The 23,898-nt window shown below is 63.6% G+C and carries 13 protein-coding genes; 5 read left to right on the forward strand and 8 right to left on the reverse strand.

Annotation, left to right across the window (positions count from 1 at the left end; genetic code table 11):
• Positions 1-39 precede the first annotated feature (39 nt).
• The gene (locus OCX61_RS06705; protein ID WP_261944274.1) at positions 40-2,175 is read right to left on the reverse strand and encodes a type I secretion system permease/ATPase; all 2,136 of its coding nucleotides are present in this window, start codon (positions 2,173-2,175) and stop codon (positions 40-42) included.
• Between the two features lie 75 nt (positions 2,176-2,250).
• On the reverse strand, positions 2,251-3,624 hold the full coding sequence (locus OCX61_RS06710; protein WP_261943117.1) for a TolC family outer membrane protein: 1,374 nt from the start codon (positions 3,622-3,624) through the stop codon (positions 2,251-2,253).
• 467 nt (positions 3,625-4,091) lie between these two features.
• On the opposite strand from OCX61_RS06710, the gene OCX61_RS06715 reads away from it, so the two are divergent.
• Complete coding sequence (locus OCX61_RS06715; protein ID WP_261943118.1) at positions 4,092-14,147, forward strand: retention module-containing protein; 10,056 nt, start codon at positions 4,092-4,094, stop codon at positions 14,145-14,147.
• A 125-nt stretch (positions 14,148-14,272) separates the two neighbouring features.
• On the opposite strand, the gene OCX61_RS06720 is transcribed toward OCX61_RS06715, so the two are convergent.
• Positions 14,273-14,638 (reverse strand): YbaN family protein, encoded by a 366-nt coding sequence (locus OCX61_RS06720; RefSeq protein WP_261943119.1) that lies wholly within the window; start codon positions 14,636-14,638, stop codon positions 14,273-14,275.
• Between the two features lie 7 nt (positions 14,639-14,645).
• The gene (locus OCX61_RS06725) at positions 14,646-15,233 is read right to left on the reverse strand and encodes a YecA/YgfB family protein (protein WP_012315632.1); all 588 of its coding nucleotides are present in this window, start codon (positions 15,231-15,233) and stop codon (positions 14,646-14,648) included.
• A 246-nt stretch (positions 15,234-15,479) separates the two neighbouring features.
• Between OCX61_RS06725 and recQ the strand changes: the two genes are divergently transcribed.
• Both recQ and OCX61_RS06735 read left to right on the forward strand, forming a co-directional pair.
• Positions 15,480-17,624 (forward strand): DNA helicase RecQ, encoded by a 2,145-nt coding sequence (recQ, locus tag OCX61_RS06730; RefSeq protein WP_261943120.1) that lies wholly within the window; start codon positions 15,480-15,482, stop codon positions 17,622-17,624.
• A 138-nt stretch (positions 17,625-17,762) separates the two neighbouring features.
• On the forward strand, positions 17,763-18,200 hold the full coding sequence (locus OCX61_RS06735) for a MarR family transcriptional regulator (RefSeq protein ID WP_261943121.1): 438 nt from the start codon (positions 17,763-17,765) through the stop codon (positions 18,198-18,200).
• Positions 18,201-18,233: 33 nt separating this feature from the next.
• Here the strand turns inward: OCX61_RS06735 and OCX61_RS06740 are convergent, their stop codons facing one another.
• Complete coding sequence (locus tag OCX61_RS06740) at positions 18,234-20,420, reverse strand: patatin-like phospholipase family protein (RefSeq protein ID WP_261943122.1); 2,187 nt, start codon at positions 20,418-20,420, stop codon at positions 18,234-18,236.
• Positions 20,421-20,487: 67 nt separating this feature from the next.
• Between OCX61_RS06740 and OCX61_RS06745 the strand changes: the two genes are divergently transcribed.
• Positions 20,488-20,769: an Rdx family protein gene (locus OCX61_RS06745; protein ID WP_016498461.1), complete on the forward strand. Its 282-nt coding sequence runs from the start codon at positions 20,488-20,490 to the stop codon at positions 20,767-20,769.
• 1 nt (position 20,770) lies between these two features.
• Here the strand turns inward: OCX61_RS06745 and OCX61_RS06750 are convergent, their stop codons facing one another.
• Entirely contained in the window at positions 20,771-21,661 is an 891-nt protein-coding gene (locus tag OCX61_RS06750) for a DMT family transporter (RefSeq protein WP_261943123.1), read from the reverse strand.
• A gap of 183 nt (positions 21,662-21,844) precedes the next feature.
• Positions 21,845-22,609 (reverse strand): helix-turn-helix domain-containing protein, encoded by a 765-nt coding sequence (locus tag OCX61_RS06755; RefSeq protein WP_261943124.1) that lies wholly within the window; start codon positions 22,607-22,609, stop codon positions 21,845-21,847.
• A 126-nt stretch (positions 22,610-22,735) separates the two neighbouring features.
• Between OCX61_RS06755 and OCX61_RS06760 the strand changes: the two genes are divergently transcribed.
• Entirely contained in the window at positions 22,736-23,545 is an 810-nt protein-coding gene (locus OCX61_RS06760) for a UDP-2,3-diacylglucosamine diphosphatase (protein ID WP_261943125.1), read from the forward strand.
• Here OCX61_RS06760 and OCX61_RS06765 read toward each other — a convergent pair.
• The gene (locus OCX61_RS06765) at positions 23,542-23,853 is read right to left on the reverse strand and encodes an Mpo1-like protein (RefSeq protein WP_261943126.1); all 312 of its coding nucleotides are present in this window, start codon (positions 23,851-23,853) and stop codon (positions 23,542-23,544) included. The genes OCX61_RS06760 and OCX61_RS06765 overlap by 4 nt on opposite strands.
• Positions 23,854-23,898 lie beyond the last annotated feature (45 nt).

Consider the following 23,898-nt stretch of genomic DNA (forward strand, 5'->3'; position numbering starts at 1 on the left):
AGTGACAAGCCCGCTCCCACAGGGGTCGAGTATGTTGAGTCAAAGGGCCGAGCCGATACGGCCCTTGCGCAGGGCGTCGATCACCGCATCCTTCGGCCCGTCGGCGACGATCTTGCCGTTGTCCAGCACCACCAGCCGGTCCACCAGGCTGAGCATCGAGGTGCGGTGGGTGACCAGTAGCACGGTCTTGCCCGGCACCCAGCCCAGCAGGCGCAGGCGCAGTTGTTCTTCGCTGCTGTTGTCCATGTGGCTGGTGGGTTCGTCGAGGATCAGGATCGGTGGCTCCAGCAGCAGCGCACGGGCCAGCAGCACGGCCTGGCGCTGGCCACCGGAGAGCAACTGGCCACGCTCGCCCACCGGGCGGTCGAAACCGTTCGGGTGCTGCCGGGCCAGCTCGCTGACGCCGGTCAGTTCGGCCACTTCGAGCATGCGCGTATCGCTGATGTGGCGCGCGCCCAGGGTCAGGTTGTCGCGCAGGCTGCCGGCCAGCAGTGGCAGGTCATGGGCAACGTAGCCAATCTGGCTGCGCAAGTCGGCGATGTCCAGCTGGCGCAGGTCGAGGTTGTCCAGCAGAACCTGGCCCTCATCGGGGTGATGAAAACCCATCAACAGGCGCCCCAACGTGCTTTTGCCAGAGCCGCTGCGGCCGATGATGCCGATGCGCTCGCCGGGGGTGACGGCCAGTTGCACATCGTGCAGCGCCGGGCTGACCTGCCCTGGGTAGCGGAAGGTGACGTGGCTCAGCGCCAGCGCCCCCTTGAGCGTGGTGTGTTCAAGTGCCTGCTGGTCGGGCTGGCGCTCCTGGGGCAGGGCCATCAGGGCGTCGGTACTGCGCATGGTCAGCTGCGCCTGCTGGTAGCGGGTGATCAACCCGGCGATCTGGCCGAGCGGCGCGAGCACCCGGCTGCCGAGCATGTAGCTGGCGACCAGGGCACCGACGCTGAGGTTGCCGGCGATGATGCTATAGACCCCGGCAACGATGGTGGCCATGCCGCAGAATTGCTGGATGAACAGCGTGCCGTTGCTGGCCAGCGATGACAGGTTGCGGGCGTGGGCGTCGAGGCGGGCGATGGCGGCATTGGTGTGCTCCCACTGGTACTGGCGCTCGCTTTCGGCGCCACAGGCCTTGAGGGTTTCCAGGCCGCCCAGGGTTTCGATCAGCAGGGCCTGGCGCACGGCACCGAGGCTCAGGCTTTTCTGCACGGTGTCGCGCAGGCGGGCCTGGATGATCAGGGCAAAGCCCACCGCCAGCGGGAAGGCGATCAGCGGGATCAGCACCAGCCAGCCACCGAGCAGGCCGATCACCAGCAGCATCAGGGCCACGAAGGGCAGGTCGATGATGCTGGTCAGGGTGACTGCGGTGAGGAATTCACGCAGGCCCTGGAAGTCATGGATGCTCTGGGCGAAACCACCGATGGTGGCGGGCTTGGCCTTCATGGCCATGCCGGTGATGCGCTCGAACAGGGTGGCGGAGAGGATCAGGTCGGTTTTCTTGCCGGCCTGGTCCAGCAGGTGCGCGCGGACCATGCGCAGCACCAGTTCGAAGGCGGTGCCGATGAACAGGCCGGCGACCAGCACCCACAAGGTCGACAGCGCCTGGTTGGGGACCACGCGGTCGTAGGTCTGCATGACGAACAGCGGCACCATCAGGCCAAGCAGGTTGATCAGCAGGCTGGCCAGCAGGGCGTCGCCATACAGCCAGCGGGAATGGCGCAGGGTGTCGCGGAACCAGGCGTTGACCCGCGGCAGCAGCGGGGAGCGCACGTCTTCCAGGGTATGCCGCGGGCGGGCGAACAGGGCGTGGCCGCTGTAGGCCTGCTGCAGCGCTTCACGCTCGACCCATTGCTCGCCGCCTTCGGCCTCGCAGGGCAGGATCAGCGCACGGCCGTCATCGCCCCAGCGTTGCAACACCGCGCTGCGGCCATTGCCGAGCAACAGCAGCACAGGCAGGTTGAGCGCCGATATGTCATCCAGCGCCCGTTCCAGCACTCGCCCTTGCAGGCCGGCACGCGCCGCGGCCCGCGGCAGCAGATCGGCCCCGAGACGCTGCTGGGCCAGGGGCAGGCCGCTGCACAGGCTGGCGCGGCTGGCCGGGCGGCCGTGCAGCCGGCACAGGATCAGCAGGCCATCAAGCAGTGGGTCATCGACATCCGGGCGCGGCTGCGCGCTTTGCATACTGGTCACGATGGCCTACTCCCGCCAGGGTGGATGGGTTGCTGTGCAGGCGATCCGTGCCAGTGTGCTCGACGCTCAGCGCATGTCGGGCAATCTGGCCTCGGTCCTGACCTCGTTGTTGGCGATAGCCTCCGGTGGTAGCGAAATGCGTTGCTTGTTCAGCAGTTCACCCATGGTCGCCAGCACCCGGTACATCGAGAATTCTTCGGTGTAACGCACTTCGGTGTAGCGGCGGTTGGCGTTGTACAGCTCGTTTTCGCTGTCGAGCACGTCGAGCAGGGTGCGCTGGCCAAGCCCGAACTGGTCCTGGTACGCCGCCCGTACGCGCTGGGTGGTTTCGGCGTACTCACGCGCGGTCGGGGTCTGCTTGCGGGCGTTGTTCATGGCGTTCCAGGACAGGCTGAGGTTCTCGGTCAGCTCGCGCAGCGCGTTGTTGCGGATGTCCAGGGCCTGGTTGATCTTGTGCGCATCGGATTGCAGCCGGGCTTTGTCACTGCCGCCACGGAAAAGGTTGTAACTGAGCTCGACGCCAGCTTGCCAGTCGTTGTTGCTGTGGCCTTTCTCGCCGCCGATGTTGTTGTTGGCGCCGGTGGCCAGCACGGCGTCCAGGCGCGGGTAGAACGGCGACTTGGCCACTTCGTACTGCTGTTCGGCGGCGTTGACGTCGGCCTGGGCCGACTTGAGATACGGGTTGTTCTGGCGCATGCCTTCGCGCGCTTGATCGAGGGTGGCGGGTATTTCCACCTTGATCGACTGCGGCCCTTCCAGCTCGTCAGGCACGCGGCCTACCACGCTGTAGAAGTTGGCTTCGGCATCGGCGAGGTCGACTTCGGCGGTATCCAGGTTGTTTTCTGCCAGGGCGCGACGGGCGCGGGACTGGTCGAGGTCGGCGGTGCTGCCAACGCCGCGTTCGCTGCGCAGGCCGATCTGGTCGTTGACGCGCAGGTGTGCCTGCAGGTTGTTCCTGGCCAGGTCCACCAACTCTCGACGCTTGAGCACTTCCAGGTACACCTCGACGGTACGCAAGGCTACATCTTGGGCGATGGCCTGGGTGTAGTAGGCCCGAGAAGTCGCCACTGCCTCGGTGCGGCCCACTTCATTGGCGGTGTTGAAGCCGTCGAAGATCATCTGCCGCAGGCGCAGTTCCGACTGTGTGTAGTTCAAGGTCTCCTTGTTGTGGTTGGTCGTGCCGTCCGGGTTGAGGCCACGGGTATTGAGGTTGTCCGAACGCTGGCGCCCATAACCTGCCACCAGGTCGACGGTCGGGTAGTAGCCACCACGAGCGAATTTGACGTCCTCATCGGCCGAAAGCTTGCTGTTGCGGTTGGAGCTGATCTGCGGGTGGTAGTCCACGGCACTCTGGATAGCTTCGTTGAGGGACATCGCCTCGACGTTCGTGCATGCCATGGCTACCAGCATTGCGCTGGCGAGGGGGGTTGGAACGCGCATGGGGCTACTTCTCCCTGGTCACAAAAAATCCTGCTTTTCGCCAATAAAATGACGATTTTTATAGTTCAAACCGTTTCATGTTTGTAACAACAGAGCTAAGAACATTTAACGCGCGAGCTAAGAAGATTTTTTCATAACGCCTATGCGAAAAAAAACTTATGCGGTCTATGCAAAGCAAGACATTGTTTCATCCAAGTGAATTCGCGAGCCGTTGCAAGGCGCGACTTTCAAGCACTTCTGTAAGGTCCAGTTTTTTTTCAGCTAAGGATGCGGAACGGATAGGTGAAAGTGGAATTTGGCGACAAAAAATTGGCATAAATTGATGGCCAACTTACATTACTACTATCGCCAAAGTAGTACCTGAGAGAACGATTCTCACCGTTGAGATTTTTCGGACTCCCTGCCCACACCTGCCTACGCAATGCCATTGGCTGAAGTAGCCGATCAGTAAGGGGAGGCGTTCGCTCATGGCAAAGTTAATCGGTGTGGTCAGCAAGGTGATTGGTCAGGTCTTCGCGGTTGCCAGCGATGGTAGTCGGCGCCCCCTGATCGAAGGCGACCGACTTTTCGCTGGCGAGCAACTGGAGACCGGTGCTGCAGGGGCCGTGGCGGTGCACCTGCAGAACGGTGCCGAGTTGACGCTGGGCCGCGACAGCAGCCTGGAGATGACGCCGGACCTGCTTGCCAGCCAGGCGCCCCATGGGCAGGGCCACGAGGCTGCGCCGAGCGACGCGCAATTGAGTGACGTAGAACGTATCCAGCGGGCCATTGCCGCTGGCGACGACCCGACCCAGAGCGCCGAGGCAACTGCCGCCGGGCCAGGCAGCGGCAGTGCTTCCGGGGCCGTGGGAGGGGGCCATAGTTTCGTCATGCTGAGTGAAGTGGGCGCGCGCGTCGATCCCGTGGTGGGCTTTCCGACGGCGGGTTTCAATGGCTTTCCCGAACTGGCCAACCGCGAAGTGGGCGGCCTTGATCCCAGCAATGGCAGTTCGCTCAACGGTCGTTCGGTTGGCGGCGGCGATGGCGGAACGGGCCCTGTGACGATCGATGAAAATCATCCCGTCACCTTGCTGGGGCTGGATATCGCCCCCGGTGAGCTGAGCCTGAACGAGGCGAACCTGCCACTGGGCTCTGCCAGTGATGCGGCGGCCTTGACTCGGCAGGGCAGCTTTACCGTGGTGGCTCAGGATGGCGTGTTCAATCTCAGTGTCGGTGGCATCAACGTGGTGACAGGCGGCGTGGTGACCGGCGTTGGCCAGTCGATCACTACCGGGCTGGGCAACATCCTGACGATTACCGGCTACAACTCAAGCACCGGCGAGGTGAGTTACACCTATACGCTCACTGCATCCGGGCAACATATCGAGAACGATGGAGCCAAGTCGCTGACCGAGCAGTTACCGGTCCTGGTCAGTGACAGTGACGGCGATGTCGCCCAAGGCTCGCTGGATGTGATCATCCACGATGATGCGCCACAGGCGTTCGATGATGGCAACGTGGTCAAGGCGACCGAACAGCAAGGCGAGCTGACTGGGAATGTGCTGACCAACGATGTCCAGGGTGCCGACCGTGTGGCGGGTGGCCCGGTCATCGCCGGTACTTACACTGGCACCTACGGCACGCTGGTCCTGGCCGCCGACGGTTCCTACACCTACACGCTCAACCCCAACGCCCCGGACTTCAAGAACCTGGGCGGTGGCGGCAATGGGGTGGAGAACTTCACCTACACGATCAAGGACGCCGACGGCGACACCAGCACGGCGACCCTGACACTGAACATCAGCAACCTCAACGACCCGGTCAACCTCGATGGCCTGGACGTGCAGAACGGTGAGCTGACCGTCTACGAGAAGCACCTGAGCGACGGCACCGCGCCAGACGCGAATGCACTGACCCAGCAAGGCACCTTCAAGGTTACCGCGCCGGATGGCCTGCAAAGCCTGACCGTGGGCGGCATCGCAGTGGTCACTGGCGGCGTGGCCGCCGGCTTCCCGCAATCGGTGACCACACCGGAAGGCAACACCCTGACCATCACCGGCTACAACCCGAGCACCGGGGTGGTGAGCTACAGCTACACGCTGACCGACAACGGCAGCCACCCAGACGGTGCAGGCAGCAATAGCATCAGCGAACACTTCGCTGTGGTTGCCAAGGACGTTGATGGCAGCACCGCCAGCGGCAGCCTGGATGTGAACATCGTCGATGATGTGCCGAAGGCAGTGGATGACAGCAACGCTGTCACGGCGACCGAACAGCACACAGAACTGACCGGCAATGTGCTGACCAACGACGTGCAAGGCGCCGACCGCGTGGTGGGTGGTCCAGTGATCGCCGGCACTTTCACCGGCACTTACGGCACGCTGGTCCTGGCCGCCGACGGTTCCTACACCTACACGCTCAACCCCAACGCCCCGGACTTCAAGAGCCTGGGCGGTGGCGGCAACGGGGTGGAGAACTTCACCTACACGATCAAGGACGCCGACGGCGACACCAGCACGGCGACCCTGACACTGAACATCAGCAACCTCAACGACCCGGTCAACCTCGATGGCCTGGACGTGCAGAACGGTGAGCTGACCGTCTACGAGAAGCACCTGAGCGACGGCACCGCGCCAGACGCGAATGCACTGACCCAGCAAGGCACCTTCAAGGTTACGGCGCCGGATGGCCTGCAAAGCCTGACCGTGGGCGGCATCGCAGTGGTCACTGGTGGCGTGGCCGCCGGCTTCCCGCAATCGGTGACCACACCGGAAGGCAACACCCTGACCATCACCGGCTACAACCCGAGCACCGGGGTGGTGAGCTACAGCTACACGCTGACCGACAACGGCAGCCACCCAGACGGTGCAGGCAACAACAGCATCAGCGAACACTTCGCTGTGGTTGCCAAGGACGTCGATGGCAGCACTGCCAGCGGCAGCCTGGACGTGAATATCGTCGATGATGTGCCGAAGGCAGTGGATGACAGCAACGCTGTCACGGCGACCGAACAGCACACAGAACTGACCGGCAATGTGCTGACCAACGACGTGCAAGGCGCCGACCGTGTGGTGGGTGGTCCAGTGATCGCCGGCACTTACACTGGCACCTACGGCACGCTGGTCCTGGCCGCCGACGGTTCCTACACCTACACGCTCAACCCCAACGCCCCGGACTTCAAGAACCTGGGCGGTGGCGGCAACGGGGTGGAGAACTTCACCTACACGATCAAGGACGCCGACGGCGACACCAGCACGGCGACCCTGACGCTGAACATCAGCAACCTCAACGACCCGGTCAACCTCGATGGCCTGGACGTGCAGAACGGTGAGCTGACCGTCTACGAGAAGCACCTGAGCGACGGCACCGCGCCAGACGCGAATGCACTGACCCAGCAAGGCACCTTCAAGGTTACGGCGCCGGATGGCCTGCAAAGCCTGACCGTGGGCGGCATCGCAGTGGTCACTGGCGGCGTGGCCGCCGGCTTCCCGCAATCGGTGACCACACCGGAAGGCAACACCCTGACCATCACCGGCTACAACCCGGGCACCGGGGTGGTGAGCTACAGCTACACGCTGACCGACAACGGCAGCCACCCAGACGGTGCAGGCAGCAACAGCATCAGCGAACACTTCGCTGTGGTTGCCAAGGACGTTGATGGCAGCACCGCCAGCGGCAGCCTGGATGTGAACATCGTCGACGATGTGCCGCAGGCTGCGGCGGATTCCACCAGCGTCGTGGAAGGCGGTACTGCCACGGGCAATGTTCTCTGGAATGACAAGCTGGGTGCAGATCAGGCAGGAACCAGCAATGTCGTGGTCGGTGCACGTGCCGGCTCCGATACCTCGACCTCCGCCATCGGCAATCTCAACACCGCAATCGCCGGCCAGTACGGCACCTTGACCATCGATGCGGCGGGTAACGCGGTCTATCACGCCAACCCGAATGCGGTGCTGCCGCCAGGCGCCAGTGATGTATTCGTCTACACCATTCGCGACACTGACGGCGATGAGAGCACCACCACCATCACGATCAATGTGCAGGACTGCTCGCTCGTCGCAGGCCCGGTGGGCGGGGTAACGGTCCATGAAAGCGCGCTGGATGTTCATCAGGATGGCAACGACCTGGCCCCAGGTAGCGTTACCGGCAGCGACCCTGACTCGACGCGTGAAACCGCATCCGGCAGTCTGGCGGGCTCTGCCAGCGGCGGCGTCGGTGCATTGACCTACAGCCTGGTGAGCGATGCCACCGGCCAGTACGGCCAACTCCACCTGAACGCCGACGGTACCTACACCTACACCTTGACCTCACCGGCCACCTCGCCGGCCCACGCCAATGACGGCCCCAATACCGTCACCGAAACCTTCGCCTACCAAGTGAAAGATTCGCTCGGCAACTCGACCACCAGCACCATCGTCATCACCATCGTCGACGACGTGCCGCAAGCCCACAGCGATTACACCAGTGTGTACAAGGGCGACGAGGTGCGCGGCAATGTGCTGTACAACGATGTGGTCGGCGCTGATGTGCGCAGCGACGGTAACTACGTGGTCGGCGTACGCGCTGGCAGCGATACTTCGACTTCGGTCATCGGCCAGCTGAACACCCAGGTGAATGGCCAGTACGGCTACCTGACCATCGACGAGAAGGGCAACGCGGTCTACCACTCCAACCCGGACGTGGTGTCGCCGCGCGATGCCGTCGACACCTTCGTCTACACCATTCGCGATGCCGATGGCGACGAAAGTACGACGACGATCACCATCAACGTGCACAACTCGCTGATGGCCTGCGCGGACCGCGATGTCACGGTGTACGAAAACGCCCTGGACCTGCACAAGGACGGCAACGACCTGGCCGCGGGCAGTGTCACCGGCAGCGACCCGGATTCGACCCGCGAAACCGCCAGCGGCACCCTGGTCGGCTCTGCCAGCGGCGGCGTCGGTGCATTGACCTACAGCCTGGTGAGCGATGCCACCGGCCAGTACGGCCAACTCCACCTGAATGCCGACGGCACCTACACCTATACCCTGACCTCACCGGCCACCTCACCGGCCCATGCCAATGACGGCCCCAATACCGTCACCGAAACCTTCACCTACCAGGTGAAAGATTCGCTCGGCAATTCGACCACCAGCACCATCGTCATCACCATCGTCGACGACGTGCCGCAAGCCCACAGCGATTACACCAGTGTGTACAAGGGCGACGAGGTGCGCGGCAATGTGCTGTACAACGACGTGGTCGGCGCTGATGTGCGCAGCGACGGCAACTACGTGGTCGGCGTACGCGCTGGCAGCGATACCTCGACTTCGGCCATCGGCCAGCTGAACACCCAGGTGAATGGCCAGTACGGCTACCTGACCATCGACGAGAAGGGCAACGCGGTCTACCACTCCAACCCGGACGTGGTGTCGCCGCGCGATGCCGTCGACACCTTCGTCTACACCATTCGCGATGCCGATGGCGACGAAAGTACGACGACGATCACCATCAACGTGCATGACCCGCGCATCGAAGTGTGCATGGACGGCGGTGTCACAGTGTTCGAAAAAGCTCTGGATGGGAGCAAGGACGGTGGCGATCTGGCTGCAGGTACCGTCACTGGCAGCGACCCGACATCGCCCCTCGAAACAGCTACTGGCAGCTTGGCCGGCTTGGCTTCTGGTGGCATAGGCGCTCTGTCCTACAGCCTGGTGGGTAATGCTGTCGGCCAGTACGGTCAGATTCAGCTCAATGCCGACGGAAGCTACACCTACACCCTGACGTCACCTGCCAGCTCGCCGGTACATGCCAACGACGGTGCCAACAGCGTTACCGAGTCCTTTACCTATCAGGTGCAGGATGCCTATGGCCATTCGGCCACCAGCACCATCGTCATCACCATCGTCGACGACGTGCCGCAAGCCCACAGTGATTACACCAGTGTGTACAAGGGCGACGAGGTGCGCGGCAATGTGCTGTACAACGACGTGGTCGGTGCCGATGTGCGCAGCGACGGCAACTACGTGGTCGGCGTACGCGCTGGCAGCGATACTTCGACTTCGGTCATCGGCCAGCTGAACACCCAGGTGAATGGCCAGTACGGCTACCTGACCATCGACGAGAAGGGCAACGCGGTCTACCACTCCAACCCGGACGTGGTGTCGCCGCGCGATGCCGTCGACACCTTCGTCTACACCATCCGCGATGCCGATGGCGACGAAAGTACGACGACGATCACCATCAACGTGCACAACTCGCTGATGGCCTGCGCGGACCGCGATGTCACGGTGTACGAAAACGCCCTGGACCTGCACAAGGACGGCAACGACCTGGCCGCGGGCAGTGTCACCGGCAGCGACCCGGATTCGACCCGCGAAACCGCCAGCGGCACCCTGGTCGGCTCTGCCAGCGGCGGCGTCGGTGCATTGACCTACAGCCTGGTGAGCGATGCCACCGGCCAGTACGGCCAACTCCACCTGAATGCCGACGGCACCTACACCTATACCCTGACCTCACCGGCCACTTCACCGGCCCACGCCAATGACGGCCCCAATACCGTCACCGAAACCTTCACCTACCAGGTGAAAGATTCGCTCGGCAATTCGACCACCAGTACCATCGTCATCACCATCGTCGACGACGTGCCGCAAGCCCACAGCGATTACACCAGTGTGTACAAGGGCGACGAGGTGCGCGGCAATGTGCTGTACAACGACGTGGTCGGCGCTGATGTGCGCAGCGACGGCAACTACGTGGTCGGCGTACGCGCTGGCAGCGATACCTCGACTTCGGCCATCGGCCAGCTGAACACCCAGGTGAATGGCCAGTACGGCTACCTGACCATCGACGAGAAGGGCAACGCGGTCTACCACTCCAACCCGGACGTGGTGTCGCCGCGCGATGCCGTCGACACCTTCGTCTACACCATCCGCGATGCCGATGGCGACGAAAGTACGACGACGATCACCATCAACGTGCATGACCCGCGTATCGAAGTGTGCATGGACGGCGGTGTCACAGTGTTCGAAAAAGCTCTGGATGGGAGCAAGGAAGGTGGCGATCTGGCTGCAGGTACCGTCACTGGCAGCGACCCGACATCTCCCCTCGAAACAGCTACTGGCAGCTTGGCCGGCTTGGCTTCTGGTGGCATAGGCGCTCTGTCCTACAGCCTGGTGGGTAATGCTGTCGGCCAGTACGGTCAGATTCAGCTCAATGCCGACGGAAGCTACACCTACACCCTGACGTCACCTGCCAGCTCGCCGGTACATGCCAACGACGGTGCCAACAGCGCTACCGAGTCCTTTACCTATCAGGTGCAGGATGCCTATGGCCATTCGGCCACCAGCACCATCGTCATCACCATCGTCGACGACGTGCCGCAAGCCCACAGTGATTACACCAGTGTGTACAAGGGCGACGAGGTGCGCGGCAATGTGCTGTACAACGATGTGGTCGGTGCCGATGTGCGCAGCGACGGCAACTACGTGGTCGGCGTACGCGCTGGCAGCGATACTTCCACCTCGGCCGTCGGCCAGCTGAACACCCAGGTGAATGGCCAGTACGGCTACCTGTCCATCGACGAGAAGGGTAATGCGGTCTACCACTCCAACCCGGACGTGGTGTCGCCGCGCGATGCCGTAGACACCTTCGTCTACACCATCCGCGATGCCGATGGCGACGAAAGCACCACGACGATCACTATCAACGTGCATGACCCACGCATCGAAGTATGCATGGACGGCAGCGCCACGGTGTTTGAAAAAGCCCTGGACTTGAGCAAGGACGGTGGCGACCTGGCTGCAGGTACCGTCACCGGCAGCGACCCGACATCGCCCCTGGAAACCGCCTCTGGCAGCCTGGTTGGCTTGGCCAGTGGTGGCATAGGCGCCTTGTCCTACAGCCTGGTGGGCAACGCTGTCGGCCAGTATGGGCAGATCAGCGTCAACCCTGACGGCAGCTACACCTACACGCTGACCTCGCCCGCCAATACCCCGGGTGACGATTCGGCGGTCGAAAACTTCACCTACAAGGCCACGGATTCGCTAGGCCACAGCATCACCGGCAGCATCGCCATCACCATCGTCGACGATGTGCCCAATGCAGTTTGCGCCGAGCGCATCATCACGCCGGACCAGGTGGATTCCAACATACTGCTGGTGATTGATGTGTCCAGCAGCATGGCCTCGGCTTCGGGCATTCCAGGCATGACCCGCCTGGAAGCGACCAAGCAAGCCATCTCTGCGCTGCTCGACAAATACGACGACATGGGCGACATCAAGGTGCAGATCGTCACCTTCGGCAGTGGCGCGCAAATCCAGTCGGCCGAATGGGTCGGCATCGACGTGGCCAAGTCGATCGTCAACGGCCTGCACGCGGGTGGTTCGACCTACTACGACAGCGCGGCCACCGCTGCGCAGACGGCCTTTGCCCAGAATGGCAAGCTGGCCGATGCGCAGAATGTCAGCTACTTCTTCTCCGATGGCGAGCCTACCTCCGGGCATGCCATCACCGGCGCACGCGAAACCAGCTGGGAAAGCTTCCTCGACAGCAATGGTATCAAGGCCTACGCCATCGGCCTGGGCAAGGATATCAATGTCAGCAACCTCGATCCGTTGGCCTACGACGGCAGCAGCCATACCGACACCCATTCGGCTGTCGTTACCAACCTCGACGAGCTTTATGGTGTGCTTTCGGATACCGTGCAAGGCTCACCGATTACCGGCAGCCTGCTCAGCGGTGGCACCTTCGGTGCCGATGGCGGGTTCATCAAGGCACTGCTGGTGGACGGCACTACCTACACCTACGATCCGAAAGCCAACGCGGGGCAGGGTGGATACCTGGCCAGCGGTGGCGCAGACCAGGCCAGCTTCGATACCGCGGGCAATACGCTCACCATCAAGACCAGCCTGGGTGGCAGCCTGCTGGTAAACATGGACAGCGGCGAGTTCACCTATACGCCGCCCAAGGGCAGTGACAGCCAGGTCGAGCGTTTCGGTTTCACCGTCAGTGACAATGACGGCGATACCAGCAGCACCGACCTGATGGTGTGGCTCAATGGCAACCATGCCCCCGTGGCAGTTGCCGACCACGTCATCACCAACATTGCCGGCGCCAGTATCAGCCTGCCGTCCGACGTGTTGCTTGCCAATGACAGTGATGCAGAAAACGACCGCTTGAGTGCGGTGCCGATCACCGTCAACACGGACTTCGCCAACAAAGGGGCAGGCTTCACCCTCGGCAACACCGTCCCTAACATCACCTTCGATGGTGATGGCGATTCGCTCGACAACCAGTTCAAGGCCCTGGAGCGCAGCGCCTTCACCACTGCCGCCGGCAGCATGACGGCGGCGCTGGTGGTGCTTGGCTACCTTGGCAACATCAACAGCAGCAACGCCAATGGCGAGGATGTGATCACCGTCAGCCTGCGCAAGGGCGAGACCCTGCAACTGGACCATGACCGCCCCGACGGCAACCTGAGCCTGGCGTGGAAGGATGCCAGCGGCAGCTACCAGCCCATTGCCGATGGCGGCAGCTTCACCGCCAGCCATGACGGGGTGTACAGCATCCATGTGGTCAATCAGGCCAACCCGTCGGACAACAGCAAGGCCGCCGAGAGCTACAAGCTGAGCATGGTGGTCGACTACAGCAACGCCGTGAACGAAGTCCATCAGGCCAGCTACACGGTCAGCGATGGCCACGGCGGCAGTGCTACCGGCGCGGTGGATATCACTTACCAGGCCGGGGCTACCCTGAACGGCACGGCGGGCGATGATGTATTGATGGCAAGCAACGCCGACACCCTTCTCAACGGCGGTGACGGCCATGATGTGCTGGTGGGGGGCGCAGGCAATGACACCCTGCACGGCGGCAATGGCAATGACCTGTTGATCGGCGGCCTTGGCAACGACCTGCTCGATGGCGGGGCGGGCAACGATACCGCCAGCTATGCTTCGGCCACCGGAGGGGTGACGGTCGACCTCAGCCTGACCGGCCCACAACATACCGGTGCCGCCGGTGTCGATACCTTGACCGGCATCGAGAACCTGATCGGCTCTGATTACGACGACACCTTGATCGGTGATGCTGGCGACAATCTGCTCAACGGCGGCCTGGGCAACGATGTACTCAAGGGCGGCGACGGCAATGACATCATCATCGGCGGGCCCGGCAACGACATCATGACCGGCGGCAACGGCAACGACACCTTCGTCTGGCAGAAGGGCGATACCGGGCATGACACGGTGACCGACTTCACCCCGGGTAGCGATCATCTGGACCTGTCGCAGCTGCTGCAGGGCGAAAATGCCACTGCGGCTTCGCTGGATGACTACCTGCACTTCAAGGTCAGCGGCAGCGGCAGCAATGTGGTCTCGACCATCGAGGTCAGCAGTGTGGCAGGGGCGGCGCCGACTCAGACCATCGACCTGGCGGGGGTCGACCTGGCCCAGCATTACGGGGTGACTGCGGGGGCCGGCGGAGTAGTTTCGGCAGGGCAGGATACTGCGACCATCATCAATGGGATGATCAATGACCATTCGTTGAAGGTGGATACGGTCTAATTTGCCTGTTCCGGCCTCTTCGCAGCTAAAGCCGCTCCCACAGGTCCACCACAGATTTGAAGACTGTGGAGTACTTGCGGGAGCGGCTTTGGCCGCGAAGAGGCCAGAACAGGAGTGAGCAGCGTTCAACCGGGCCGGCGCAGGGTCTTCTGCTTGAGGATGTACAGGCTTACCAGCACCGCACTGGTGAGCATGAAGGTCCTGGCCCAGAACAGCGGCACCAGGTAGCAGGACAGCCCGATGCTTGCCCACATCAGGCCGATGGCGTAGACCTTGCCCTTGAGCGGAATGCCCTCGCCACTCAGGTAGTCACGGATCCACGGCCCAAGCTTGGGGTGGTTGACCAGCCAATCGTGAAAGCGCGGTGAGCTGCGGGCGAAGCAGGCTGCCGCCAGCAGCAGGAACGGGGTGGTGGGCAATACCGGCAGGAAGATCCCCAGCACCCCCAGCGCAACACTGAGCCAGCCGACGGCCAGCAGCAGGTAGCGCACGGCCGACTCAGTGATGGCGTGGCTTGAGCAGCGCCGGCTTCTCGTCGGGAGCGTGCAGCAGCAGGAACAGCGCGCTCAGCGCTTCCGGGATCTGCACGATCATGTCGTCCTGCAGGTTGGCGTTGCTGGCGATGTCGGCGAACTCAGGCTGTTCGTCGAACAGGCCGGAACCGACCATGATCGGCAGGAGCATCTCGCTGACTTCTTCCTCGGCGTTCTCGAACCAGGCCTCTTCACGCAGGAACACGCCCTCCATGAAACCGATGCACCAGCCGCGCAGGTCGGAATCGTCCGGCTCGTCGGTCAGGTCCAGGTCGCATGGCAGGTCGAATTCTTCGTCACTGGCCAGTTGACGGGCGATGTGGCCTTTGAGGGCCACCAGCGTCGCTTCGATCTCGGTGCGCTGGGCATCGCTGGCGTAATGGGGCTCTTCGGCGAACAGCGCGTCGATCCATTCACGCTCGGGGACGTCCTCGGAGCAGATCGACAGCGCGGTCAGGTAGCCGTGTGCGGCGACGTAGTCCAGCGCTTCTTCGTGCAGCTCGTCGGCGTCGAGGAAGGCTTGCAGGCGGGTCAGTTGCTCGGCGAAGGACATTACAGGGCTACCTTGGGGGAATAAACGATAGTGAATTCTAGCACCTTGCGGCGCCAGCGGGGCAAAGGGAACGTCTGTCACCGGGCATCCTGTGCGGGCCAGCACTGCGGTATACTCCGCCGTTTTTCATCCAGGGGCCGGTTATCCCGGCCATCTGGCAAAAGCCGCTTACGCTTTTGGCGTGTGCGGAGCGGGTTTTTCGTCCAGCCTGTGTCCAGGATGGTACGGCGATTTGTGGAGTTGCACATGCTCGAACAGGCTCAGCGCGTTCTCAAGGATATCTTCGGTTACGACAGTTTCCGTGGGCGCCAGGCAGCGATCATCGAATGCGTGGCCAATGGCGGCGATGCCTTGGTGCTGATGCCTACCGGTGGCGGCAAGTCGCTGTGCTTCCAGGTGCCCGGCCTGCTGCGCCCGGGCCTGACGGTGGTGGTGTCGCCGCTGATCGCGCTGATGGACGACCAGGTCGCCACCCTCGACGAACTCGGTGTTGCCGCGGCGGCGCTGAACTCCACGCTGAGCCCCGAGCAGCAGCGTGACCTGGCCGGGCGCCTGCGCCGGGGCGAGGTGAAAATGCTCTATCTGGCGCCGGAGCGCCTGGTGCAGCCACGCATGCTGGACTTCCTGCGCGGCCTTGACATCTCGCTGTTCGCCATCGACGAAGCCCACTGTGTGTCGCAATGGGGCCACGACTTCCGCCCCGAGTACCTGCAACTGGGGCAGCTGGCCGAGCTGTTCCCGCACGTGCCGCGAATCGCCCTGACCGCCACCGCCGACATGCGAACCCGCGAGGAGATCGTCCAGCGCCTGCACCTGCAGGGCGCCGAGCGTTTCCTGTCGAGCTTCGACCGGCCGAACATCTTCTATCGCATCGTGCCCAAGGAGGCGCCGCGCAAGCAGCTGATGGCCTTCCTCGGCGAGCGCCGTGGCAATGCCGGCATCGTCTACTGCCTGTCGCGCAAAAAGGTCGATGAAACCGCTGCGTTTCTCTGCGAGCAAGGCTTTCCGGCGTTGCCGTACCACGCCGGCCTTGCCGCCGAGACACGCGCCGCCAACCAGCATCGCTTCCTCAATGAGGAAGGGCTGATCATGGTCGCCACCATTGCCTTCGGCATGGGCATCGACAAGCCCAACGTGCGCTTCGTTGCCCACCTCGACCTGCCCAAGTCGCTCGAGGCCTATTACCAGGAAACCGGCCGTGCTGGCCGTGACGGCCTGCCATCGGATGCCTGGATGGCCTACGGCCTGCAGGACATGGTGATGCTCAAGCAGATGCTGCAGAACTCCGAAGGTGACGAGCGCCACAAACGCATCGAACAGCACAAGCTCGACGCCATGCTGGCCCTGTGCGAAGAAACCCGCTGCCGCCGCCAGTCGCTGCTGGCCTATTTCGACGAAATCCTCGAACAACCCTGCGGCCACTGCGACAACTGCGTCGATCAGATCCAGACCTGGGACGCCACCGAGCCTGCCCGCCAGGCGTTGTCGGCAGTGTTCCGCACTGGCCAGCGCTACGGCGTCGGCCACCTGGTCGACGTGCTGCTGGGCAAGGACACCGAGAAAGTGCGCAACTTCGGACACGAGAAGCTTTCGGTATTCGGCGTAGGCAAGGGCCTGGCCGAGGCCGAGTGGCGTTCGCTGTTCCGCCAACTGGTGGCGCGCGGCCTGGTCGACATCGACCTTGAAGGCTATGGCGGCTTGCGCCTGTCCGACAGCTGCCGGCCGTTGCTGCGTGGTGAGGTGAACCTGCAATTGCGCCGCGACCTCAAGCCGCAGACCGTGGCCAAGGCTTCTTCCAGCGGCGGCAGCCCGGCCAGCCAGCTGGTGCGCGCCGAAGAGCGCGAACTGTGGGAGGCGCTGCGAACCCTGCGGCGCAAGCTGGCCGAAGAGCACAGCGTGCCGCCCTATGTCATCTTCCCCGATTCCACCCTGCTGGAAATGCTCCGCAGCCAGCCGACCAGCCTCAGCGACATGGCCCAGGTCAGTGGCGTGGGGGCGCGCAAACTGGAGCGCTATGGCCAGGCCTTCCTCGAGGTGCTCAATGGCGCCGGTGGCACGGAGGAGGCGCCAAAGGTGGTGCTCGACCTGCGCCATGAACTGGTCAGCCTGGCGCGCGCCGGCATGACGCCAGCGCAGATCGCCGGGCAGCTCAACTGCAGCGAGAAGAACGTCTACAGCTTGCTGGCCGAGGCCCTTGGCCGCCAGGAGCTGAGCCTGGAGCAGGCACTGGACCTGCCGGAAGACCTGATGATGGAAGTGCAGGACGCCTTCCTCGACGGCGAGGGCGAACTGCCGCCGGTATCGGCGATTGCCCCCTTGTTCGGCGCACGGGTGCCAGAAGGCGTGCTGTACTGTGTGCGTGCGGCACTGGCGGCGGAGTTCGAGCTCTGATGGGCGGCATTTCCGTCAACTGCTGATGCTTGTCATCCTTTTTGACGATTATCGGACGTTTCCGGGGCGGGCAGCCTTGCCTGATGCCTCGGAGCATGGTTAGCTGACTAACAATTAGTTCTAGTCTATGAGTTGCTTATGCCCCTGACTGACAACCAACACCGCTTCGGCATGCAGCTGGCGCAGATGTCCCGCGGCTGGCGTGCCGAGCTGGATCGCCGCCTGGCCGGGCTCAACCTGTCCCAGGCGCGCTGGCTGGTGTTGCTGCACCTGGCCCGCTTCGAGGAGGCGCCCACCCAGCGTGAGCTGGCGCAAAGCGTGGGCGTTGAAGGCCCAACCCTGGCGCGGCTGCTCGACAGCCTGGAAAGCCAGGGCCTGGTACGTCGCCAGGCGGTGCTGGAAGACCGGCGGGCGAAGAAGATCCTGCTGTGCCCACCGGCCAAGCCGCTGATCGACCAGATCGAGACCATTGCCAACGCCCTGCGCCTGGAGCTGTTCACGGGCGTGGATGAGGCGGATCTGGAAGTGTGCATGCGGGTGCATGCCAAGATTCTCGCCAACCTGGAAAAATCCTGATCCCTCCGGTGGCCGCAAAGCGGCCCCGGCAATCTAGAAGGTATGCCCCAGGTTCAGATACACCGACTGCTCATTCGCACTGTTGGCCCCATAACTCAGGTTCAACGGCCCCAGCGGTGTCTCCAGCCCCAGGAAGATGCTCGCCGCATTGATGTAGCCACTGTCGAACTCGTTGTCGTTGTTCCAGGCCCGCCCACGTTCCAGCGACCCACCGATATACAACGGAAAGTCCAGTGGCAGATAGGCCCGCGGCGTCAGGCGCCGGTAGTACACCACCCGCAGCAGGCTGACGTTCTGCCCTGACACCGAGTCCTGGCGGAAGCCCGACAGCTCCCGCGCACCCCCCAGCACGAAACTCGAGGTCACCACCTCGGTAGGGTCCAGCGTGCGCCCGTAGCGCCCACCCAGCACAAAGGTGTTCGCCCCGACGCTCAAGGCCTTGTCCAGGTTCAGCAGCCACTGCCGGTAGTCGTCATCCGAATCCAGCGACTTGTCGTACTTGCGCAAGGTCAGGCCGATGTCCTCGCCACGGTGCGGGAAGTACACGTTGTCGAGGGTGTCGAACGAATACTTCAGCTCGTAGAAACCTTCGTTGAAGCTGACCGAGGGCAGGTCCTGGTCGCCAATGCGCACTTCGGCTTCGCCCCAGGCCTTGCCCACGCCCAGGCGCACTTCGCCGGACGTGCCGATCTGGCGACCGACGTTGAGGCCAAAGCCATAGCGCTCCAGCCGGTACTCGGCGATCGGGTCGTTGTCCAGGGTCGCCTCGATGTTCTGCGAGCCAAGGTCAAGGTACGGCGCGACGAAGTAGCGCGAACCCACGTCCAGGGGCTGATAGAACTCGCTGTACAGCTCCTGCTGGTCACCGAGCTGGGCACGGGTCAGCCATTCCGCGCCCAGTCGGTTGATGCCGTTCATGCGGTAGCTGGCGCCGAGGTTGAAGGCGCTGTCGCCGCGAAGGTCGTCCGACAGGTTCAGGCCAAGGCGCAGGTAGTCGGTGCCACCGCGCTTGCCGCGGGCATTTATCACCAGGGTGTTGTCATTGCCCTTGTGCACCACGCGGTATTGCACCCGGTCGAAGTAGTCCAGGCCGTACAGGGTGCCCATGTCGGTCTGCAGGCGGTCGAGCGCCAGCGGCTCGCCAATCGGCTGGCGGATGTAGTAGCGGATCACGTCGTCGCTGACCTTGGAGTCGTTCTCGATCCTGATGGCGGTGATCACCGGCGTGCGCTGGCCTGGCGAGCGCGCCACGGCGAGGCTGGCGTCGCGCTCTGGTTGGCGCAGCGTGGCCAGGCGCGTGTCGAGCAGGCGGGTGGCGCGGTAGCCGGCGTCGATCATGTCCTGGGCACGGCCGAAGTCGGTGACGCCGAACGCGGCCAGCTGCGGCTGGATCAGGATGTCGTCGCGGTGCAGGCTGGCCAGCTGCTCCTCGGAATTGCGCCGGGTCATCAGGGTGATCGACTGGTTGAGCACGTCGACCACCGTGGCCAGTTGCTTGCGGTCGCGCAGCGGGGTGCCGATGTCGACGACGATCGCCAGGTCGACGCCCATTTCCCGGGCCACGTCGAGCGGGATGTTGTCGACCATGCCACCATCCACCAGCAGGCGGCCATCCAGTTCGACCGGGGCGAACACGGCCGGGATCGACATGCTCGCGCGAATTACCTGCGGCAGGTGGCCACGGCTGAACACCACCTTTTCGCCGCTGGCGATGTCGGTGGCCACGGCGCGGAAGGGGATTGGCAGCTTGTCGAAGTCGCGGGTGTCGGCGGTATGGGCCAGCTTGCTTTCCAGCAGCAGCGCCAGGTTCTGGCCCTGGATCACACCCAGGGGCAGGCCGAGGCTGCCGTCGTCGCGAAAGCTCAGCTTCTGTTTGACCAGGAAGTCTCGGTCATCCTGTTTACGCCGGAACGGCACATCCTTGCGTGGCGGTGCATCGGACAGCGCCTGCTGCCAGTCCAGCGTGGTGGCGAGTTTTTCCAGCTCTTCGACGCTGTAGCCAGAGGCATACAGCCCGCCCACCACTGCGCCCATGCTGGTGCCGGCGATGGCGTCGATGTGTATGCCCTGTTCCTCCAGGGCCTTGAGCACGCCGATATGGGCCAGGCCGCGGGCGGCACCGCCAGACAGCACCAGGCCGACCTTGGGGCGGGCAGGCTCGGCGGCAAAGACGGTGAGGGCAGTGAGCGTCAGCAAAAGGCAGAACAGCAGGCGGCGCATCGTGAGTCTCAAACCGAAGGCTAAAGACCGCTAGTATAAGCGGCCCCTTACCTGGAGATGCCTCAGCATGGCCGACAACAAGCCGGAAATCGTCATCACATATTGCACGCAGTGCCAATGGCTGCTGCGCGCCGCCTGGTTGGCCCAGGAACTGCTCAGCACCTTCACCGATGACCTCGGCCGGGTGGCGCTGGAGCCGGGCACCGGCGGGATCTTCCGCATCACCTGCAATGGCGTGCAGATCTGGGAGCGCAAGGCCGACGGTGGCTTCCCCGAGGCCAAGGTGCTCAAGCAGCGCGTACGCGACCAGATCGACCCACAGCGCGACCTGGGCCACAACGATCGCTGAGTCAGGCGCCCTCGGCCACGGCCTTGTGCCGCGGCGGTTGTTCGGCGGCCAGGCGGCTGGACAGCACGATGGCGAAGATGATCAGCACGCCGCCCAGCAGCATGCGCAGGGTGGGCGTTTCGGCGAACACCGCCCAGGCCACGGCGATGCCGTAGACCGGTTCCATGGCGAACACCACGGCGGCGGTACGCGCCTTGATCACCGAGAGGCTGGCCACGAACAGGCTGTGGGCGACACCGGTGCAGAAGATGCCGAGCAGGGCGATCCACAGCCAGTCCATGCTGGCCACCTGGCTCAGGCCCGGGCCGGCGAAGGGCAGCAGGCACAAGCCGACCACCAGGTTCTGCCACAGCGCCGCCTGCACGGCCGGCAAGCGCCCTGAGCCGACACGGTTGGTCAGCGACAGCAGCGAGAACAGCAAGCCGGAGAGCAAAGCCCAGAGCAGACCGCCAGTGGCCTGGCTGGCCAGGTCGAATTCTGGAGTGACCAGTATCAGGCCGATGCTGACCAGCGCCACCAGCACGCCTTCATTGCGGCGGATGCGCTCGCGAAACAGCAAGCCCTCGAGGATCACGGTGAAGGCCGGGAAGCTGGCAAAACCCAGGGTGGCAATGGCCACGCCACCGACTTTCACGGCGATGAAGAAGCTGACCCAATGGCCGGCCAGCAGCACGCCGCCGAGCAGCAGGCGGCGTATGTCCTGGCTGCTCAGGCGTCGCCAGCCGGGGCCGGTGAGGCTGGCGAACAGCGCCAGGGCCAGCACGGCGAAGGCGGCGCGGCCAAAGACGATGATCGCCGGGCTGGCGCTGGCGGCCAGTTTGCCGAAGACGCCGGTCAGGCCGAAGAACAGCGCGCCGATGTGCAGGGCGCCGAGGGCAGTGCGGTGGTTCATGTTGGGTCCTTGCTCAAGATCTTTACTGGCTGTACCGGATCTTTCGCGGGCAAGCCCGCTCCCACAGGAAAAGTGTTGCTCTGAAGGGTGGCGATATTCCTGTGGGAGCGGGCTTGCCCGCGAAAGGGCCGGTGCAGCAAAGTGTAAATTCTCAGGGCAACAGGTTCTGTCGCCATCCTGCTGTCAGTTGTCGCCAGGCTCTCGCCGCATGGCCAACGGCGAGCAACCAAACGCGCGCAGCATCGCCGCCGAAAATGCGCTCTGCGAGCTGTACCCCACCTGCGCCGCAATCTCCCCCATCGGCAGCAACGTCTGCGTGACCAGCCGCCTTGCCTTGAGCAGACGCCGCTGGCGGATGTAGTCCATCGGCGTCATGCCGCACTCTGCGATAAACCGTGCATGCAGCCGGGTACTGGACAAGCCGGCGATGCGCGCCAGGTCGGCCACCTGCAACGGGTACGCTGCATGCGCTTCGATATGCGCGTCGAATGCCGCATAGGGCAGGCGATGGCTGGGTGTGACGATGGCCGAGGCGCTGGGGTTGAGGCTGGCCAGCAACAGCACCGCGCCTTGCCGGGCGATCAGTGGGTCGTCCATGGGGCTCGCCGCCAGCCAGTCCACCAGTTGCTGTTGGCGATCATCAAGCCCCAGTGCCCCAGGCTGGTCGAGCAGGCGCCTGCTGGCATCGGCATGGGCCCCCAGCTGCTCATGCAGCCAGTGCTCACCGGGCACGTCCAGCACCAGGCAATCGCTGCCGACAGCGCTGCCGCAGGTATGATGAGCGCCCGCGGGTACCACCACCAGCCCCTGGCGGGCGACCCTGGCGCCGCGGCCCTGTACCTCGAAATCCAGGCGCCCGTGCAGGCCGAACACCAATTGCGGGTGTTCGTGGCTGTGGGCGATCAGCTCATCGCGGTAGTGGCGCAAGGAAAGTATCGGGCCGGCCATGGGGCTTCCTCGTGGGGCTGCCAGCCATTGTGCCGCATTCCTGGCACGCCATCACTCGTCACATCCCTGCCACCACCCTGTCACCTGTGCCTGCCAGTCTCCAGCAAACAGCGCCGGAGCCTGCCCATGACCCATGCCGAATTTTCCCGCCCGTCACGCAAGCAGCGCGTGCGCACGCTGTGGATATCCGACGTGCACCTGGGCACGCGTGACTGCCAGGCCGAACACCTGTCGCAGTTCCTCAAGGGCTACCAGGCCGACCGCATCTACCTGGTCGGCGACATCATCGATGGCTGGAAGCTGCGCGGCGGCATCTACTGGCCGCAAGCCCACAGCAACGTGATCCGCCGCCTGCTGACCATGAGCAAGCGCGGTACCGAGGTGATCTACGTCACCGGCAATCATGACGAATTCCTGCGCCGTTACTCGAAGCTGATGCTGGGCAACATCCAGTTGGTGGACGAGGCCGAGCACCTGACTGCCGATGGTCGCCGGCTGCTGGTGATCCATGGTGACCAGTTCGACGTGATCACCCGCTATCACCGCTGGCTGGCCTTCCTGGGCGACCGTGCCTACGAGTTCACCCTGGTGCTCAACCGCTGGCTCAACCACTGGCGTGCGCGCTACGGGTATGGCTACTGGTCGCTGTCGGCGTACCTCAAGCACAAGGTCAAGGGGGCGGTGAATTTCATCAGCGACTTCGAGGATGCGATTGCCCATGAGTGCACCCGCCGTGGATTTCACGGGGTGGTGTGCGGGCATATCCACCACGCCGAAATACGCAAGGTCGGCGAGGTGGATTACCTCAATTGTGGCGATTGGGTCGAATCATGCACGGCGCTGATCGAGCACTGGGACGGCAGCATCGAGCTGTACCGGCTGGCTGACGCGCAGGCACGCAAGGCACAGGCGGCAGCCCTGCGTGAGCCGGCCTAGAGGCTGATCCGGCCAAGCAGGATGTCGCGGAACATGGCGAAATCACCCACCAGGCTGTACCAGGGGTGCTTGAACGTCGCCGGTCTGTTGCGCTCGTAGAAGAAGTGCCCCACCCAGGCGAAGCCGTACCCGCAAAGCGGCACTGCCAGCAACAGCAACCACTTCCCGCTGCCGATGGTGTAAGCCAGCAAGGCGATCACCAGGCTGGTGCCGACAAAGTGCAGGCGCCGGCAGGTGGGGTTGCTGTGCTCCCCCAGGTAATACGGATAGAATTCGGCGAAACTGCGAAACTGCGTGGTGCTGGCCATGGGCAGTACTCCGGGATTATCACTTTTTGACAGGATACACGGCGT

This window comes from Pseudomonas sp. LRP2-20 (genome assembly GCF_024349685.1).
GTDB lineage: Bacteria > Pseudomonadota > Gammaproteobacteria > Pseudomonadales > Pseudomonadaceae > Aquipseudomonas.